This window comes from Hydrogenophaga sp., assembly GCF_041913525.1.
Classification (GTDB): domain Bacteria; phylum Pseudomonadota; class Gammaproteobacteria; order Burkholderiales; family Burkholderiaceae_C; genus Hydrogenophaga.
This window is the reverse complement of record NZ_JAYSFD010000017.1, coordinates 45,181-62,115: the sequence shown is the minus strand read 5'-3', so window position 1 is coordinate 62,115 and position 16,935 is coordinate 45,181. Positions and strand designations below refer to the sequence as shown.

Below are 16,935 nucleotides of genomic sequence, written 5' to 3'. Positions count from 1 at the left end.
TTCATGGGGCCGCCCCGCCCTGCCCCGCGTGCGCGCCCAGCATCGCCCACAGGGCCGGGTCCAGCGGGTCAATGGCCAGGCCGCTCATGGCCTGCGCCGTGGCCCACACCTCGGGCAGGCTGTTGAGCACCTCGCGCTTGCCGGTGGGGCTGCTGAGCACCAGGGCCGAGCCTTGCCAGTCGTCCAGGCGCAGGCGTTGCGGGTGCAACAGCGCGTTGCACACGCGCACCTGGTGCTGGCGCTCGGCGCGTCGGGTGAGCGCGGCGTCCAGCCGCCCGGCGGCCTGGCTCCAGTGGGCGGGCCCGCCCAGCGTTCCACACAGGCCACACATGGCGACTCGACCCGAGTGGCCTCAGGCCTGGCGCGGGCAGCGCCGGGCGAAGTCGTCGGCCATTTCGTCCATGGTGACGAAGCGCACGCCGGGGTGGCGGCTCATGTGGGCGAACAGGCGCTCCAGCATCAGCAGCACCTGCGGGCGACCGGCCACGTCGGGGTGGATGGTGATGGGGAAGACCGCGTAGTCGTGCTCGCGGTAGACCCAGTCGAACTGGTCGCGCCACATCTCTTCCAGGTGGCGCGGGTTCACGAAGCCGTGGCTGTTGGGCGACTTCTTGATGAACATCATCGGCGGCAGGTCGTCGAGGTACCAGTTGGCGGGAATCTCGATCAGGTCGGTCTCCACGCCGCGCACCAGCGGCTTCATCCAGGTCTCGGGCTTGTTGGCGTAGTTGATGTTGGTCCACTGGTCGCCCACGCGCACGTAGTACGGGTGAAAGTCGTGGTGCATCAGCGAGTGGTCGTACTTGATGCCCTTCTTCAGCAGCAGCTCGTTGGTCACGCGCGAGAACTCCCACCACGGCGCCACGTAGCCGGTGGGCCGCTTGCCCGAGAGCTCGGTGACGAGTTCGATGCACTTGTCCAGCACCTCTTCTTCCTGGGCCGGGGTCATGGCGATCGGGTTCTCGTGGGTGTAGCCGTGAATGCCGATCTCGTGTCCGGCGTCGGCCACGGCCTGCATCTGGCGCGGGAAGGTCTCGATGGAGTGGCCCGGAATGAACCAGGTGGTCTTGATGCCGAAGCGCTCGAAGAGCGTGAGCAATCGGGGGGTGCCGACCTCGCCCGAGAACATGCCGCGCGAGATGTCGTCGGGCGAATCTTCGCCACCGTAAGAGCCGATCCAGCCGGCCACGGCGTCAACGTCGACGCCAAAGCCGCAAAGTATTTCTTTTGCCATGTTTTCTCCTGTGTTCGAGTGATCGCGGGTGCCTCAGGCTGGGCGGCCCTTGGCCTGGCGGCGCCGGAAGAAATGGGCCAGCGCCAGCGCGAGGGCCATCACCACCAGTGAGACAAAGGTGGTGACCGTGCCCAGCGCGTAGATGGCGGGCGTGGTGACAGTGGTGGTGAGGCCCTGCAGCTCCAGCGGCAGGGTGTTCACGTCGCCAATGGCCTGCGAGGTGCGGGCGATCTCGTCCCAGCTCAGGGTGAAGCCGAACATGCCAACGCCCACCACCGAGGGTGCGATCAGCGGCAGCACCACGTGGCGAAAGCCTTGCCAGGGCGTGGCCCCCAGGTCACGCGCGGCCTCTTCGTAGCTGGGGTTGAAGCGGTTGAAGATGGCGAACATGATGAGCAGGCCGAACGGCAGCGTCCAGGTGAGGTGCGCGCCCAGGGCCGACGAGTACAGGCCCAGCGTGGTGGTGAAGGTTTCTTGCTGCGCGGTCATGCCCAGGGCCTCGAAGGCCCACTTCAGCCCGGTGTCGAGCAGCCGGAACTCCAGGCCAATGCCCAGCGACACGATGATGGACGGCATGATCAGGCTGGCCACCACCACGAAGAACAGCGCGTGGCCGCCCTTCAGCCGCTTGCGAAAGGCCAGCCCGGCCAGCACCGACAGCACCACGGTGAGCGCCATCACCGCCAGGCCCAGGCCCAGCGAGCGCTTGAGCGCAGCGCCAATGTCCACCACGCCCAGGCCCTCGGCGAGCTGGCGGAACCAGTGCAGCGAGAAGCCGCGAATCGGGAAGGTCAGCCCGCCTTCCGGGCCCTGAAAACTCAGCACCACGATCACCAGCATGGGGCCGTAGAGGAAGGCCACGAAGGCCGCGAAGAACAGGGCAAGGAACCAGAAGCTGGCGGGGCGTTGGTCGCGGGTCATGGCTCAAAGCTCCTTGCGCACATCGACCAGGCGCGTGAGCGCCCAGATGATCATGAGCACCAGCGCCAGCAGGATCACGGCGTTGGCGGCGGCCAGCGGGAACTGCAGGTACGAGGTCTGCACCTGAATGATCTTGCCCACCGAGGCGATCTGCTGCCCGCCCATCACGCCGATGGTGACGAAGTCGCCCATGACGATGGTGATGACGAAGATCGAGCCCACGATGATGCCGGTGCGCGAGAGCGGCACGATCACGTTCCACAGGGTTTGCCAGGCCGAGGCGCCGCTGTCGCTGGCGGCCTCCAGCAGGCTGCGGTCGATGCGCATCATCGAGTTGAAGATGGGCACGATCATGAACATGGTGTAGAGGTGCACGAAGGCCAGCACCACCGAGAAGTCGGAGAACAGCAACCACTCGACGGGCTGCTCCACCAGGCCCAGCCCCATCAGGCTCTGGTTCACCAGGCCATTGCGCCCCAGCAGCGGCACCCACGAGATCATGCGGATCACGTTGGACGTCCAGAAGGGCACGGTGCACAGCACGAACAGCAGCGTCTGCACGGTGCTGGAGCGCACGTGAAAGGCCAGGAAGTACGACACCGTGAAGCCCACCACCAGCGTGATCAGCCACACCAGCAGGCTGAACTTGAAGGTGGAGAGGTAGGTCTTGAAGGTGGTGCACAGCTCTTGCGTATTGCCACAGCCTTCAAAGATGGAGACGTAGTTCTTGGCCGTGAAGGCCGGCAGCAACTCGTATTCGTTGAAGTCCCAGAAGCTCACCATGCCGATGAGCGCCAGGGGCAGCAGAAAGAACAGCACGAACACCGCCGTCAGGGGCAGCGCCTGCCACCAGGCGGCCAGGGCCCGGCCCGGGCTGCCGGATGACGGTGCGTGCGCAGAGACGGCGGGGGTGCTCATGGCGGGCTCAGCTCAGGTGCGCGCTCAGGCGGCGACGAACTCGTTCCACTTCTGCACCATGTACGTGTTCTCGTCCATGAGCGCGTTCCAGCACGAGATGGCGCCCATGCGCTGCTCGTAAGAGCCGCCGTCGCGCACGCCACCGGCCTTGTGCAGCAGCTCGCCGTTGGGGCTCTTGATGTCTTTCTCGGCGGGCTTGCCTTCCATCCAGTAGGCCCACTCGTAGGGCTCCATCTTGGCCTTGGCGGTCTCCAGCACGGCGCTGTAGTAGCCCTGGCGGTTCAGGTAGGCGCCGGCCCAGCCGTCGAGGAACCAGTTGATGAACTCGTAGGCGCCGTCGAGCTTGCGGCCGGAAAGCGTGGTGGGCAGACCGAAGCCAGCGGCCCAAGCGCGGTAACCCTCTTTCAGCGGCTGGAAGGTGCAGGCAATGCCCTTGGAGCGCACGGCCGTGACGGCGGGCGACCACATCGACTGAATGACCACCTCGCCCGAGGCCATGAGGTTGACCGACTCGTTGAAGTCTTTCCAGAGGCTGCGGAACTGGCCGGCCTTCTTGGCCTCGATCAGGGTCTTGATGGTGAGGTCGATCTCCTTCTTGGTCATGTTGCCCTTGTCGGGGTACTTGTAGAGGCCCATGGCTTCCACCACCATGGCCGCGTCCATGATGCCGATGGAGGGAATGTTCAGGATGGAGGCCTTGCCCTTGAACTCGGGGTTGAGCAGCTCGGCCCAGCTGCTGATGGGGCGCTTGATCAGGTCGGGCCGGATGCCCAGCGTGTCGGCGTTGTAGACCGTGGGGATGAGCGACATGTACTGCGTGGGCGAGGTCGCGAACTTCTTGGACTTCTCGCCTTCGAGGTACATCACCTTCTTCGGCGCGGTGCCCTGGTCGCCCACCTTCTTGCCGCCGATCTCGCCCTTGGTGAACAGCGGGGTGATCTTGTCGGCGTTCTTGATGCGCTTGGTGTCGATGCCCTTGAGGTTGCCGGTGGGCACGATCTTCTTGAGCGAGAAGTACTCGGAATCCAGCAGGTCAAAGCTGTTGGGCGCGGTCACGGCGCGCTTGGCCACCTCGTCGGTGGTGACGGCCACGTACTGGATCTCGATGCCGGTGTCGGCCTTGAACTTCTCGGCGATGGCCTTGTCCTGGTTCACCGCCGTGCCCAGGTAGCGCAGCACGATTTTTTCCTGCGCGTGAACGGCCGGAAACATGCCCGCCGCCAGAATGCCGGCCGTTCCCTTGAGCAGGGTGCGGCGCTGAACGTGACCGCTGGCGGCGTCGGTGTCGTGGGAAGCCTGGTCTGACATGGTGAAGTCCTCTTGCGTGGTGGGGTGGAAACAGGGGTCGTGAAAACAGAAAGGCGGGCTCAGGCGGCCAAGGGGTGCGCGGCCTCGGGCGCCCAGGCCAGTTGCACCTCGTCGCCCACCGCGAAGGGCTGGGCGGCGAAGCTGGCCTCGGGCACCATCACCGAGATCTCGGCCGTGGTGTGGGCGGACACGGGCGCGCCGGCGCTGTGCAGGCCCAGCAGCACATAGGTGCCCTGGTACTCCACGTCGGACACCACGGCGCGGCGGTTGGTGGCGGCCTCGGCCTGCGCCCGGGCCAGGGGCAGCACCTGGATCTGGTCGGTGCGCACGCCCACCTTGCCGGCGGGCGTCTGCAGCACGTTGTGGCCGCCCATGAAACGGGCCACGAACTCGCTGACCGGGCGGTTGTAGACCGCGTGGGGCGAGCCCACCTGCTCGATCAGGCCGTGGTTCATCACCACCATGGTGTCGGCCAGGGCCATGGCCTCTTCTTGCGAGTGCGTCACGTGCACGAAGGTCAGGCCCAGCTCTTTCTGCCAGCGGCGCAGCTCGGCCCGCATCTGGATGCGCAGGAAGGGATCAAGCGCCGACAGCGGCTCATCCAGCAGCAGCACCCGAGGCTGGGTGATGAGGGCGCGCGCCAGGGCCACGCGCTGCTGCTGACCGCCTGAGAGCTCGGCCGGCTTGCGCTGCGCCAGGTGCCCCATGGCCACGCGCTCCAGCAGCTCGGCCGCGCGGGCCTGGCGCTGCGCCTTGTCCACGCCTTTCATCTTCAGGCTGAAGGCCACGTTGTCCAGCGCGCTGAGGTGGGGAAACAGCGCGAAGCTCTGGAACATCATGGCCGTGCCACGCTCTGCTGCCGGCAGGTCGGTGATGTTGCGGTTGTCCAGCAAGATGTCACCGCTGGTGGCCGACTCGTGCCCCGCAATCATGCGCAGCGTGGTGCTCTTGCCGCAGCCCGAGGGGCCCAGCAGGCAGCAGTAGCTGCCGCGCTCGATGCGCAGGTTGATGCTGTTCACCGCCGGGCTGCCACCGCCATAGTGCTTGGTGAGCGCGACCAGTTCGATCGTGGAACCAGAGGGAGTGTCTTGGGCCGTCATGCCACCCTCAGTGCAAAGACCGTGCCACGCCTTAGGCGCTTGTCCGGGGTCAGGTCTGGTGCGAACCGCCTTGCGCCGTCCCCAAAGAAGTGCCGCCACCGGATGCCCCGCACCAGAATGGAAAAAAAATTCCCCAGGCGACCCGTTTGAATCGTTTGATTCAAACGCGGGCCGCACTGGGGAAGGCCAGTGGGCGGCAGGGAGGCGCTACGCCACGGCCGGTGCCACCTGCTCGCCAAGGTAGGCCTGGGCGAGCGCCCCGTCGGCCGCGATCTGCGCCGCCGTGCCCTGGGCCACGATGTGCCCGCCCTCGATCACGTAGGCACGGTCCGCCAGGGCCAGGGCCAAGCCGGCCATCTGGTCCACCAGCAGCAGCGTCATGCCCTCCTGGCGCAATTGGTCAAGCGCGGCGAACAGCTCGGCGATCACCTTGGGCGCCAGGCCGAGCGAAGGCTCGTCCAGCAACAAGATGCGCGGGCGCGACATCAGCGCGCGGGCGATGGCCAGCATCTGCTGCTCGCCGCCAGACAAGAGCCCCGCGCGCTGGTGCAGGCGCTCGCGCAGGCGCGGGAAGCGCTGCAACTGCGCCTCCACCCGGGCATCGCGATCGGCCGGGTGCAGGAACGCGCCCAGGCGAATGTTGTCCAGCACGCTCAGTTCGGGGAACACCTGGCGCCCCTCGGGCACGAGCACCAGGCCGCGCGCCACCACCTGCTCGGCCCCCAGGTTCTTGAGCTCGGTGCCCTCCAGGTGAATGCCGCCCTGCACCGGCCGGTGCAGGCCAGCCAGCGCCTTCATGAGGGTGGACTTGCCCGCGCCGTTGGCGCCCAGCAAGGCCACGGCCTCGCCCTGGCGCACCTGCAGGTCAATGCCGTGCAGCACCGGCTCGGCACCGTAACCGGCCACCAGCGCGCCCACGCCCAGCATCTCGGGACGCGCGCTGGTGTCGCTGGCTTCGCTGGTGCGTGGCCCGGCCTCGCCCTGCAGCGACTCGCCCAGGTAGGCCTGCTGCACGGCCGGGTCGGCCTGCACCTGGGCGGGCGTGCCCACGGCCAGGCGCACGCCCGCGTCCAGCACCACCACCTGGTCGCTGATGCCCATGACCAGGGCCATGTCGTGCTCCACCAGCAGCACCGTCACGCCCGCATCGGCAATGCGGCGCAGCAGTGCGCCCAGGCGCTCTTTGTCTTCGCGCGAGAGGCCGGCGGCGGGTTCGTCCAGCAGCAGGGCCTCGGGGTCGCTGGCCAGGCCGCGCGCGATCTCCACCAGGCGCCGGTCCACGTGCGGCAGATCGGCGGCGGGCGTGTCCGGGTGCCCGGTGTAGCCGCACCAGGCCAGCAGCTCGCGGGCCAGGGCGGTGTGCTCGGCGGCGTGGCGCCGGGCCGCGCCCAGCAGCGGGCCCAGGCGGCCCCGGTGCATGGCCAGCACCACGTTGTCTTGCACGCTGAGGCTGCCAAAAAGTTGCGAGGTCTGGTAGCTGCGGGCCACGCCACGCCGTGCGATGTGCAGGGCGCTCAGGCCAGTCAGTCGATCACCGCCCAGCGTGAAGCCACCGGCCGTGGGCTGGTAGAAGCCGCCCAGCATGTTGAGCGCGGTGGACTTGCCCGCGCCGTTGGGGCCGATCAGGCTGGTGACGGCGGCAGCGGGTGCGCTGAAGTGCAGGTCGGCCACGGCGCGCACGCCACCAAACTGCATGGTCAGACCCTGGGCGGCCAGGGGCAGGCGCGCGCGCCGGGGCAGGCCGAAGGCGGTGCCCGCATCGGCCGTGATCGGTGCCGGTGTGGCGGGTGCCAGGCGCGAGCGCAGCGCGGTTTTCAGGCGCCGCACCAAGCCGGCCACGCCATCGGGCGCAGCCCACAGCACCACCAGCAGCAACACGCCGAAGAAGAGCAGGCGGTATTCCTCCATGCCGGCCAGCAGCTCGGGCAGCAGGCCCACGATCACCGCGCCCACCAGCGGCCCCGCCACCGAGCCAGCGCCCCCCAGCACCACCACCAGCACGAACAGAATCGATTGCACAAAACCGAAGGTGTGCGGCGTGACGAAGCCCGACAGCGGCGCGAACACTGCGCCGGCCGCGGCCGCGCACAGCGCCGACAAGGCAAAGGCCACGGTCTTGATGGCCAGCGGGTTCAGGCCGATCGACTCGGACGCGGTCTCGGCGTCGCGCACGGCGCGCATGGCGGCGCCCCAGGTGCCGCGCGCCAGCCAGGCATAGGCCGCCAGGGCCAGGCCAGCCGCGCCGATGGCCAGCAAGGCCATGGCCCGCTCGCCTTGCGCCACGCCGCCCAGGGCCGGGCCGGCAATGCCCATGATGCCGTTCTGCCCGCCCGTGAGTGCGCCCGCCTCCACCAGGCTGTGCTCGACGATGAAGCCGAAGGCGATGGTGATCATGGCCAGGTACGGCCCCTTCACCCGCAGCGCGGGCAGGGCCAGCAGCGCCCCGGCGGCCGCGCCAACCAGGGCGGCCAGCGGCCAGGCCAGCCAGAAGCTCAGGCCCAGCTTGGTGGTGAGGATGGCCACGGTGTAGGCGCCCATCGCATAGAAGCCCACGTGGCCAAACGACATCTGGCCGGTCAGCCCGATCAGCACGTTCAGGCCCGCGCCCACCAGGGCCAGCAGGGCCACGTTGGCCAGCACGAACACCCAATAGCCATTGAGCGTGAGGGCCAGGATGGCGCCCAGCGCCAGCACGGCCACCATGGCCCCGATCTGCAGCGGGGTGCCCAGGCCCAGCACAGCGGCGGGGCGATGAGAAACAGTCAAGGGGCTCATACCTTTTTCACCTCCGCGCGGCCGAAGAGACCGTTGGGCCGCCAGGCCAGCGCCGCGATCACCAGCGCGAAGGTCACGATCTGGGTGTAGCCCGAGCCCAGCGTGGCGGTGATGGTGGCCTCCACCAGACCAAAAATGAGGCCGGCGATCATCACGCCCCAGGCGCTGGTGATGCCGCCCAGAATGGCCACGGCAAAGGCCTTCAGGCCAAACAGCGTGCCCATGTCGGAGTGCACGTTCATCAGCGGCGCGATCAGCACGCCCGCGATGCCCGCGAACAGGGCCGAGAGCGCAAACGCCAGGCCCACGGCACGCCGGATGGGAATGCCCATCAGGCGCGCGGCGGCGCGGTTCTGCACCACGGCCAGCATGGCCGTGCCCCAGCGCGTGCGGCGCGACAGGTAGTGCAGCAGCGCCGCCAGCACCAGGCCCACCACCGGAATGACGAGCTGCAGCGGGTACACCCCCAGGCCAAGCCCGCCCACTTCCAGCGGCGCCTGCGCCAGCGGCGACGGCAGGCTGCGCGGCTCTTTGCCGTAGGTGGCCATCACCAGGTTGTCCAGCACGATGCCCAGCGCCACCGTGGCCATGAGCCAGGCATCAGAGCCGCGGTTCACAAAGGGGCGCACCGCCAGCCACTCCACCAGCAGGCCGTAGCAGGCGCACAGGGCCAGGGCCAGCAGCACGGCCGCGTAGCCGGGCCAGCCCAGGGTCTGGGCGAAGGTGTAGGTGAGCACGGCGCCGAGCATCATGGAGCTGCCCTGGGCGAAGTTGACCGTGCCGCTGACGGCATAGGTCACGTAAAAGCCCAGGGCCATCAGCCCGTACATGCTGCCCAGGCCAAGGCCGCTGACCAGCGCGGATAACACCAACATGGTTCGTCCTCTTCAAGGGAAAAGTCGGCCAGCCCCGGGGCCGCAAGGCCCGGGCTGGCGCAGGGGTGCAGGCCACAGGGCCTCAGGGCTTCAGTTCAGGCCCACGGGCACGATGCGGTTGTCGACGAACTGCGCCCACACGTAGTCGTTGGCCTGCACGGCGTCGTGCACCTCGGGCGTGAAGGGCTTGGTGTAGGTCTTGATGAGACCCTCGAACTTGTCGATCTTGTAGAAGCCCTGGCGGATGTCATCGCCCTTGGTGGAACCGGCGGCCTGAATGGCCAGCGCGGTGAGGTGCATGGCGTCATAGGCGTTGGCCACGCCCACGGCCGGGGAGATGTCGCCCGGGCCCTTCACGTTGGGGTACTTGGCCACCATGGCCTTGATCACGCGCTCACCCACCGGCGACTGCTTGCCGAAGAAGCTGTAGGTCTGCACGAAGTGCACGTCTTTGGCCATGGCGCCGGCCAGCTCGGTGAAGCGGCCACCGGCCGGGCCCCAGTGCGACACGATGGGCACCTTCCAGCCCATGCGCTCCAGCGACTTCACCACCTGGGCCGAGGGGCCGACGTTGCCCACCATGAACAGCGTGTCGGCGCCCGCGGCCTTCAGGCGCGAGAGCTGGGGCACCATGTCCACGTCGTTGGCCTCGAACTTTTCCACGCCGGCCGGGGTGACGCCCTTGGCCGCCATGGCCGCCTTCAGGCCCTTCTCGTTGCTCTCGCCCCAGGGGTTGTTCACCAGGATCAGGCCGGGCTTGGCGGTCTTGAAGGTCTTCTGGGCGTAGGCCAGCATGCCCACGTCCACGATCTCGTCCACGGCCGACACGCGGAACGCAAAGTTCGGCTTGGCGCCGTTCTGGGTGATGCCGGTGCCCGCGGCCCACGGCCCCATGAAAGGCACCTTTTCCTGGTTCATCAACGGCACGATGGCCATGGACACCGGCGTGTCCAGGCCGCCGAAGACCACGGCGACCTTTTCGCGGTAGACCAGCTCGCGCGCGGCCACCACGCCCTTGGCGGGGTTGGCCTCGTCGTCGCGGCGCACCAGCTCCAGCTTGCGCCCGCCCAGCAGGCCGCCCTTGGCGTTGATCTCGTCAATGGCCACTTGCATGCCGCGCGTGATGGCCTCGCCGGCCAGGGCCGACTGCCCCGACAGCGCGGTGACCAGGCCGATCTTGATGGGTTCGTTGGCCAGCGCGGGGGTGGCAGCGGCCAGGGCCAGGCCAGCGGCCAAGAGGTGGCGACGGCCGAGAGAAAACGGGGAACGGGTCATGGCAGAACTCCTGAGTTGGGAAAAGGGGCGGGTGGGCCCGCGCTCCCGTTCTGCCTTGCAAGTGGCGTGCCAGTGTCGCCACGATGGCCACTTTATTGGCAACACACAGATATTAAGATTGTTGACAATTTGGCATGTCTTTTGCGAACACACCAAACACACGCCCAGGGCGTGCCCGCCTGGTGCATCGGGCACCAAAGCGGGGAACCCAAGAAGGAAATCACCATGTCGAGCCCCCACATGAGCCCCGCCCAGATCGTGGACGACTACCTGCGCCTGCTCATGATTCCCGACCCCGCCGCGGCCAGCCGCTACGTGGCGCCTGACCTGCGCATCCGCTTCACCGGCGGGCGCGCCATGAGCGCACCAGCCGAGTGCGCCGCCTTCAACGCCACGCGCTACCGCTGGGTGAAGAAGCGCATCGACGCCACCGAAACCGTGGCCGGCGGCACCCCCGAGCACACCGTGGTCTACAGCCTGGGCACCCTCTACGGCGAGTGGCCCGATGGCACGCCCTTCGAGGGCAACCGCTACGTCGACCGCTACGTGGTGCGCCACGGCCAGATCACCCAGATGGACGTGTGGAACGACAGCGCCGAGTGGCTGCTGGCGCGCGCCGGCCTCGCCACCCTGTAAGGACAAGCCCATGCCCGCGCTCTACACCGGCCTGCTGCCCGACCACGGGCGCTTTGCCTACCGCCCCATCACCCGCCGGCCTCACTACGAGTGGCCCAATGGCGCGCGGCTGGCCGTCTACCTGGCGCTCAACCTGGAGCACTTTGCCTTTGGTGAAGGCCTGGGCGCCATGATCGGCCCCGCCTCGCCCCAGCCCGACGTGCTCAACCACGCCTGGCGCGAGTACGGCAACCGCGTGGGCGCCTGGCGCTGCGTTGAGCTGTTCGACCAACTCGGCCTGCCCTCGGCCGCGCTGGTGAACACCGCCCTCTACGACCACTGCCCCGAACTCGTGGCCGCCTGCGTGGCCCGGGGCGACGAAATCGTGGGCCACGGCCACAGCAACGCCGAGCGCCAGGGCGTGCTCGACGAGGCCAGCGAGCGCGAGCTGCTGCAACTCTGCCGCGATCGCGTGCGCCAGCACAGCGGCCGCGAGCCCAAGGGCTGGCTCTCGCCCTGGATCAGCGAGAGCCGACTCACGCCCGACCTGCTGACCGAAACCGGCTACCGCTACACCCTGAACTGGTGCCACGACGACCAGCCCACCCGCCTGTCCACCCGCGACGGCCAGGGCCTGTGGGCCATTCCCTACCCGCAAGAGCTCAACGACATTCCCATGATCGTGGGCCGACAGCTCGACGGCAAAGACTTCGCGCAAATGATCGTGGACCACTTTGACGAGATGCGGGAACAGTCGCGCCAGCAGCCCCTGGTGATGGGCATCGCCCTGCACCCCTACCTGGTGGGCCAGCCCTACCGCCTGCGCCACCTGCGCCGCGCGCTGCAGCACCTGGTGGCCGCGCGCGACAGCGGCGAGGTGTGGTTCACCACCCCCGGCGCCATCTGCCAGCACATGGACCAACTCGCCACCCAACGCCCCGAGATCACCGCATGAACGCCCCCCTGCCCTTTCCCCCACCTTTCCCCATCACCGACACCGTTGGCGCCTGGGTGCCGCACGGCCGCTTCACCCTGGCCGGCCAGCCCGGCGGGCCGCTGGCCGGCCTGCGCTTCGCCGCCAAAGACCTGTTCGACGTGGCCGGCCACCCCACCGGCGCCGGCAACCCCACCTGGCTGGCCACCCACCCCGTGCCCACCGCGCACAGCCCGGTGGTGGCCCAGTTGCTGCAAGCGGGCGCCACCCTCATGGGCAAGGTCATCACCGACGAACTGGCCTACAGCCTGCACGGCGACAACGCCCACTACGGCACGCCCCTGAACAGCCGCTACCCCGGTCGCGTCACCGGCGGCTCGTCCAGCGGCTCGGCGGCGGCCGTGGCCGCTGGCCTGGTGGACTTTGCCCTGGGCACCGACACCGGCGGCTCCACCCGCGTGCCCGCCAGCTACTGCGGCCTGTGGGGCCTGCGCACCACCCACGGCCTGCTCAGCGGCGAGGGCCTGGTGCCCCTGCACCCACGCTTCGACACCCCCACCTGGCTGGCCAGCGATGGCGCGGTGTTCGAGCGCGTGGGCCAGGTGCTGCTGCCCGCCAGCCGCTGGCGCGCCACCCGGCTGCTGCTACCGCTGGACGCCTGGGCCCTGGCCGATGCGCTGTTCGCCGAGCCCCTGGCGCGCGCACGCGACGCCTTGGCTGCCCTGCTCGGTGCCCCCCCGCAAGACCTGACCATTGCCGGCGACGAAGGCCTGGGCGCCTGGCGCCAGACCTACGCCACCGCTGGCGCCTTCGAGGGCTGGCAGGTGCACGGCCCATGGATCAACCAGGCCCAGCCCGTCTTCGCCCCCGCCATCGCCGCGCGCTGGCAGGCCGCCAGCCAGGTCACGGCCGAGGCCGCCGCCGCCGCGCGCGCCGCCCAGGCCCGCATCAGCGAGCACGTGCGCGGCCTGCTGGGCGACAACGGCCTGCTGCTGCTGCCCTCGGCCGCCAGCCTGGCGCCCCTTCGCGACGCCGACCCCGCCAGCGTGGACGCCATCCGCCTGCGCACCATGGCCATCACCTGCATCGCCGGCCTCAGCGGTCTGCCGCAGGTGAGCCTGCCGGTGCGCACGGCGGGCGGCGATACTTTGGGCTTGTCGTTGCTGGGCCCCGCCGGCAGCGACCTGGCCCTGATCGGACTCGCCCGCCGCCTGCATGCCCAAATCGCCTGACCCCCGCCCCACCACCCGCGCCAAACGCCCCGCCCGCGCCACGCCGCCCCAGCGCCGGTCCAGCGCCGCGCCGCCGGTGAACAGCCCCTCGGCCGACGACAGCGCCGACGTCGAAACCCGCCTTTACCGCGCGGTGTTCGACAGCGTGATGGGCCAGCGCCTCAAGCCCGGCACCAAGCTGCCCGAGGCGCCGCTGTGTGAGCTGTTCGGCGTGAGCCGCTCGGTGGTGCGCAAGGTGCTGCAGAAGCTCGCGCACGACCACATCGTGCAACTGCGTCCCAACCGGGGCGCCATCGTGGCGGTGCCCACGCGCGAAGAAACGCGCCAGATCTTCGAGGCGCGGCGCGCGCTGGAAGCCGCCATCGTGCGCCTGGTGGCCGAGCGCGCCACCGCCCGCGACCTCAAGGGCCTGCGCGAGCAATTGCGCGCCGAACACGAGGCCATGCACCGCTTCGACCAGCCCGCCTGGGCGCGCCTGGCCAGCGCCTACCACCTGCGCCTGGCCGAACTCTCGGGCAACCCCATCCTGCAGCGCTACCTGCAAGAAATCGTCTCGCGCTGCTCGCTCATCGTGGCCGTGCACCAGCCACCGGGCAACGCATCCTGCGAACACGACGAGCACGAACGCATCGTGGACTGCATCGCCCGCGGCGACGCCGAAGGCGCGGTGCAACTCATGGACCAGCACCTGCGCGAACTGGAAGAACACCTGATGCTGGGCACGCCCGACGACGAGCGAAACCTCGCCAAGCTGCTGGGCCTGGGCTGAGGCCGGCATACAAGCCTACCAAGCCCATGCCCCCGCTCGACCACTTTCCCCCCACCCGCGCCGATGCCCTGCGCCGCATTGGCGCCATCCGCCCTTCCGACTACGCGCGCACCCGCAACGCCCTGGATGGCGCCGTGACCCGCCTCTCGCCCTACCTCACCCATGGCCTGGTCGGTCTGCGCGAGGTGCTGCAAGGCATGGTGGCTGGGCACACGCTGCCCGCGCAGCACAAGCTGGTGTTCGAGCTGGGATGGCGGGCCTATTTCCGCCACGTGTGGCAGCACCGGGGCGATGGCATCCTGCAATCGCTGCACCCGGGCCCTTTGCCCGACGAGGCCTACGCCCGTGAGCTGCCGGCCGACATCCGCCAAGGGCGCACGGGCGTGCCCGCCATCGACCAGGCCGTGCGCGAGCTGTACGCCACCGGCTGGCTGCACAACCACGCGCGCATGTGGCTGGCCAGCTACGTGGTGCATGTGCGCAAGGTGCATTGGCGCGCCGGGGCAGACTGGCTTTACGGCCACCTGCTCGACGGTGACCTCGCCAGCAACCACCTGAGCTGGCAATGGGTGGCCGGCACGGGCAGCCACAAGCCCTATCTCTTCAACGCCGAGAACGTGGCCAAGTTCGCGCCCGCGCCCTGGCACAGCCCCGGCACGGTGATCGACACCACCTATGAAGCGCTTGACCAACTGGCGCGCGATCCCTCGGCACGCCCCCCCAGGCCGCCGCCGGGGCAAGCACCGAGGCGGCCGAAGAACCCGCGCTGCTGGCCGCCCCACCAGACCAGCCAGCCTGGGCATCGCCCGATGGCGCGGCCGTGGCCGGGCGCGACGTGTGGCTGGTGCACCCCTGGGCACTGGGCGCACTGCCCACCGACCTTTCACCCGAGACGGTGGTGGTCGGCATCGCCGTGACCGATTTCCACCAGGCCTGGCCCTGGAACGCGCACCGCTGGCACTGGGTGGGGCAGCGCATGGGCGAACTCGGCGCGCTGCGCTGGCACGCCGACGCCCAGCAGCTGGGTCAGGCGCTTCGAGGCGCCAGGCGCGTGCGCACGGTGGCCGAGCCTCACCTGGCGGCCTGGCTCTCAGATTGGGCCGAGTGCCTGGCGCCCGCCGATCTGTTCCCCGAGGTGGCCAAGCGCTGCGATTCCTTCATGCAGTGGTGGAAGGTGGTGAGCCAGGGCGTCGCCACGGCGGAGCACTGGCTGACCCGCTGACCCCCCAGGCGGCGGGCCGGCACGGCAGGGCACGGGCCGACGGTGGCGGCGGGTTTCCGACCTTCGGTTGTCAAGTTTTCGGGCGGGATGGCCGAAATGCCAAGGTGGTGCGCGGCGCCGGTGCCTCGCACGCCCCTAGCCTGTCATGAACAGCTTTCCCCCTCTCCTCGCCGTGGCCTGGCACCAGGCCGGCTGGCTGCTGGCCACAGGCCTGAGCAGCGGCTGTCTGTTGCTGTGGCTTCGCCTGCGCGAGGCGAGGCAGCGGCTGCGCGTTGCCCAGCGAATCATCGCCAACTCCAACGACGCGATCGTCACCAAGTCCCTGGACGGCACCATCACGTCATGGAACAGCGGCGCAGAGCGCATCTTCGGATACCTGAGACGGGAAATGATCGGCCAACCCATCACCCGGCTGTTTCCGCCCGGGAGCGTTGATGAAGAAGCGCGGCTCATTGCCGAAATTTCCCAGGGACGCGATGTGCCCACCTTCGAGGCCGTGCGACTGCGAAGCGATGGGCGCCCGGTGCACCTGTCAATCAGCCTGTCGCCACTGCGGGACGAAAACGGCCAGGTGATCGGTTCCACCAAGATCGCCCAGGACATCTCCGACCGCCACGCCCTGCAACAAACCCGGCTGGCGCAGAAGCAGGCCGAGCGCACCGCCGCCATCCGGGAACAGTTCCTGGCCAACATGAGCCACGAACTTCGCACCCCGCTCAATGGGGTGCTCGGGTTCACGCAATTGCTGCAGAGCACCCCACTGTCAGAGAGCCAACGCGAACAGCTCGACATGGTGGAGCAATCGGCGCGGCACCTGCTCAAGCTGCTCGATGACATCTTGCAGGCCACTCGCCTTGACCGAGGTGCTGTGCAGATCGAGCCAGAGCCCTTTGACCTGCACGAGTTGCTGCGGACACTGGCGGTCTCGCATGAGCTGCTGTGTGATGCACAGGGCCTGAGCATGACCCTGAGCCTCGACCCGGACCTGCCGCGCTGGGTACGGGGCGATGCCTTTCGCCTGCGACAGGCACTGGGCCACCTGCTGGGCAACGCGGTGAAGTTCACCTCGCACGGTGGCGTCAGGCTCAGCGCCCGGCCGGGAGACGGCGGCGTCTGGATCGAGGTGGACGACACGGGCATCGGCATGTCCGACGCGTTTCTGCCGCACTTGTTCGAGGCCTTCAGCCAGGGCGACGGCAGCGCCACCCGCGCTTACGGCGGTTCGGGCCTGGGCACCCACATCTGCAAGCAACTAGTGGACATGATGCAAGGCCGCATCGAGGTGCAAAGCACCTTGGGCCAAGGCACCACCATGCGCGTGTGGCTGCCCCTGCCCGAGGTCGAGGCCGCGTCCCTTCACCGGCGCATGCTGGTGGCCGACACCCAGGCCGACTACCTCGACCTGCTGCGCTTGCTGCTGGGCCTGAACGACCGGGACATCGTCCACGTCACCGACGGCACGCAAGCCCTGTCGCTGGCGGGCGATGGTCAATGGGCCTTGGTGCTGGTCAGCGACTCGCTTCCTGGCCTGAACGGCACCGAACTGGCCCAGCGGGTGCGACAGACCGATCGCGAACGGGCCACGGCGCCCACCCCGTTGGTCGCCCTGACCCGAACGGGCAAAGGCGCCGATGCCTGGCGCGACGCGGGCGCGAATCACGTGATCGAAGGCCCGGTCAAGCTCCAGGCCCTGCTGCCCGCGCTGGCCAATCTGGGCTGGCCCCTGGGCCAGGCCCCGATGGGCTGAGGCAGCGCCC

The 16,935-nt window shown here is 69.0% G+C and carries 16 protein-coding genes; 7 read left to right on the top strand and 9 right to left on the bottom strand.

Annotated features, from left to right (window positions below; translation table 11 throughout):
* Position 1 precedes the first annotated feature (1 nt).
* The 9 genes from ACE3RQ_RS17010 to ACE3RQ_RS16970 form a co-directional block, all read right to left on the bottom strand.
* A complete protein-coding gene (locus tag ACE3RQ_RS17010; RefSeq protein ID WP_374523259.1) occupies positions 2–331 on the bottom strand; it encodes a hypothetical protein in 330 nt (109 codons plus the stop codon).
* Between the two features lie 21 nt (positions 332–352).
* On the bottom strand, positions 353–1,234 hold the full coding sequence (locus tag ACE3RQ_RS17005) for a polysaccharide deacetylase (RefSeq protein WP_374523257.1): 882 nt from the start codon (positions 1,232–1,234) through the stop codon (positions 353–355).
* A gap of 33 nt (positions 1,235–1,267) precedes the next feature.
* A complete protein-coding gene (locus ACE3RQ_RS17000) occupies positions 1,268–2,155 on the bottom strand; it encodes an ABC transporter permease (RefSeq protein ID WP_374523256.1) in 888 nt (295 codons plus the stop codon).
* Between the two features lie 3 nt (positions 2,156–2,158).
* Positions 2,159–3,073 (bottom strand): ABC transporter permease, encoded by a 915-nt coding sequence (locus ACE3RQ_RS16995; protein WP_374523255.1) that lies wholly within the window; start codon positions 3,071–3,073, stop codon positions 2,159–2,161.
* Between the two features lie 24 nt (positions 3,074–3,097).
* A complete protein-coding gene (locus tag ACE3RQ_RS16990) occupies positions 3,098–4,381 on the bottom strand; it encodes a PotD/PotF family extracellular solute-binding protein (protein ID WP_374523254.1) in 1,284 nt (427 codons plus the stop codon).
* A 59-nt stretch (positions 4,382–4,440) separates the two neighbouring features.
* On the bottom strand, positions 4,441–5,481 hold the full coding sequence (locus tag ACE3RQ_RS16985; RefSeq protein ID WP_374523253.1) for an ABC transporter ATP-binding protein: 1,041 nt from the start codon (positions 5,479–5,481) through the stop codon (positions 4,441–4,443).
* A gap of 207 nt (positions 5,482–5,688) precedes the next feature.
* Positions 5,689–8,256 (bottom strand): ATP-binding cassette domain-containing protein, encoded by a 2,568-nt coding sequence (locus tag ACE3RQ_RS16980; RefSeq protein WP_374523252.1) that lies wholly within the window; start codon positions 8,254–8,256, stop codon positions 5,689–5,691.
* Positions 8,253–9,131, bottom strand: a complete 879-nt coding sequence (locus ACE3RQ_RS16975) for a branched-chain amino acid ABC transporter permease (protein WP_142085612.1) — start codon at positions 9,129–9,131, stop codon at positions 8,253–8,255. The genes ACE3RQ_RS16980 and ACE3RQ_RS16975 overlap by 4 nt, the downstream gene beginning before the upstream one ends.
* Positions 9,132–9,221: 90 nt before the next feature.
* A complete protein-coding gene (locus ACE3RQ_RS16970; RefSeq protein ID WP_374523251.1) occupies positions 9,222–10,406 on the bottom strand; it encodes an ABC transporter substrate-binding protein in 1,185 nt (394 codons plus the stop codon).
* Between the two features lie 225 nt (positions 10,407–10,631).
* Here ACE3RQ_RS16970 and ACE3RQ_RS16965 point away from each other — a divergent pair, with 225 nt between their 5' ends.
* The 7 genes from ACE3RQ_RS16965 (at position 10,632) to ACE3RQ_RS16935 (ending at position 16,925) form a co-directional block, all read left to right on the top strand.
* The gene (locus tag ACE3RQ_RS16965) at positions 10,632–11,042 is read left to right on the top strand and encodes a nuclear transport factor 2 family protein (RefSeq protein WP_142085616.1); all 411 of its coding nucleotides are present in this window, start codon (positions 10,632–10,634) and stop codon (positions 11,040–11,042) included.
* Positions 11,043–11,052: 10 nt separating this feature from the next.
* The gene (locus ACE3RQ_RS16960) at positions 11,053–11,976 is read left to right on the top strand and encodes a polysaccharide deacetylase family protein (protein ID WP_374523250.1); all 924 of its coding nucleotides are present in this window, start codon (positions 11,053–11,055) and stop codon (positions 11,974–11,976) included.
* Complete coding sequence (locus ACE3RQ_RS16955) at positions 11,973–13,187, top strand: amidase (RefSeq protein WP_374523249.1); 1,215 nt, start codon at positions 11,973–11,975, stop codon at positions 13,185–13,187. The genes ACE3RQ_RS16960 and ACE3RQ_RS16955 overlap by 4 nt, the downstream gene beginning before the upstream one ends.
* Positions 13,171–13,956: a GntR family transcriptional regulator gene (locus ACE3RQ_RS16950; protein WP_374523248.1), complete on the top strand. Its 786-nt coding sequence runs from the start codon at positions 13,171–13,173 to the stop codon at positions 13,954–13,956. Before ACE3RQ_RS16955 ends, ACE3RQ_RS16950 begins: the two co-directional genes overlap by 17 nt.
* Positions 13,957–13,982: 26 nt before the next feature.
* Positions 13,983–14,873: an FAD-binding domain-containing protein gene (locus ACE3RQ_RS16945; protein WP_374523247.1), complete on the top strand. Its 891-nt coding sequence runs from the start codon at positions 13,983–13,985 to the stop codon at positions 14,871–14,873.
* A complete protein-coding gene (locus ACE3RQ_RS16940) occupies positions 14,855–15,178 on the top strand; it encodes a hypothetical protein (protein WP_374523246.1) in 324 nt (107 codons plus the stop codon). Before ACE3RQ_RS16945 ends, ACE3RQ_RS16940 begins: the two co-directional genes overlap by 19 nt.
* 145 nt (positions 15,179–15,323) lie before the next feature.
* Positions 15,324–16,925, top strand: a complete 1,602-nt coding sequence (locus ACE3RQ_RS16935) for a hybrid sensor histidine kinase/response regulator (RefSeq protein WP_374523245.1) — start codon at positions 15,324–15,326, stop codon at positions 16,923–16,925.
* Positions 16,926–16,935: the final 10 nt, after the last annotated feature.

Coding starts and splice junctions, on each gene's coding strand:
- ACE3RQ_RS16995 (WP_374523255.1), bottom strand. CDS start 3,073: ATGAGCACCCCCGCCGTCTCTGCGCACGCACCGTCATCCGGCAGCCCG.
- ACE3RQ_RS17010 (WP_374523259.1), bottom strand. CDS start 331: ATGTGTGGCCTGTGTGGAACGCTGGGCGGGCCCGCCCACTGGAGCCAG.
- ACE3RQ_RS16960 (WP_374523250.1), top strand. CDS start 11,053: ATGCCCGCGCTCTACACCGGCCTGCTGCCCGACCACGGGCGCTTTGCC.
- ACE3RQ_RS16980 (WP_374523252.1), bottom strand. CDS start 8,256: ATGAGCCCCTTGACTGTTTCTCATCGCCCCGCCGCTGTGCTGGGCCTG.
- ACE3RQ_RS17000 (WP_374523256.1), bottom strand. CDS start 2,155: ATGACCCGCGACCAACGCCCCGCCAGCTTCTGGTTCCTTGCCCTGTTC.
- ACE3RQ_RS17005 (WP_374523257.1), bottom strand. CDS start 1,234: ATGGCAAAAGAAATACTTTGCGGCTTTGGCGTCGACGTTGACGCCGTG.
- ACE3RQ_RS16985 (WP_374523253.1), bottom strand. CDS start 5,481: ATGACGGCCCAAGACACTCCCTCTGGTTCCACGATCGAACTGGTCGCG.
- ACE3RQ_RS16970 (WP_374523251.1), bottom strand. CDS start 10,406: ATGACCCGTTCCCCGTTTTCTCTCGGCCGTCGCCACCTCTTGGCCGCT.
- ACE3RQ_RS16975 (WP_142085612.1), bottom strand. CDS start 9,131: ATGTTGGTGTTATCCGCGCTGGTCAGCGGCCTTGGCCTGGGCAGCATG.
- ACE3RQ_RS16965 (WP_142085616.1), top strand. CDS start 10,632: ATGTCGAGCCCCCACATGAGCCCCGCCCAGATCGTGGACGACTACCTG.
- ACE3RQ_RS16990 (WP_374523254.1), bottom strand. CDS start 4,381: ATGTCAGACCAGGCTTCCCACGACACCGACGCCGCCAGCGGTCACGTT.
- ACE3RQ_RS16950 (WP_374523248.1), top strand. CDS start 13,171: ATGCCCAAATCGCCTGACCCCCGCCCCACCACCCGCGCCAAACGCCCC.
- ACE3RQ_RS16955 (WP_374523249.1), top strand. CDS start 11,973: ATGAACGCCCCCCTGCCCTTTCCCCCACCTTTCCCCATCACCGACACC.
- ACE3RQ_RS16935 (WP_374523245.1), top strand. CDS start 15,324: ATGAACAGCTTTCCCCCTCTCCTCGCCGTGGCCTGGCACCAGGCCGGC.
- ACE3RQ_RS16945 (WP_374523247.1), top strand. CDS start 13,983: ATGCCCCCGCTCGACCACTTTCCCCCCACCCGCGCCGATGCCCTGCGC.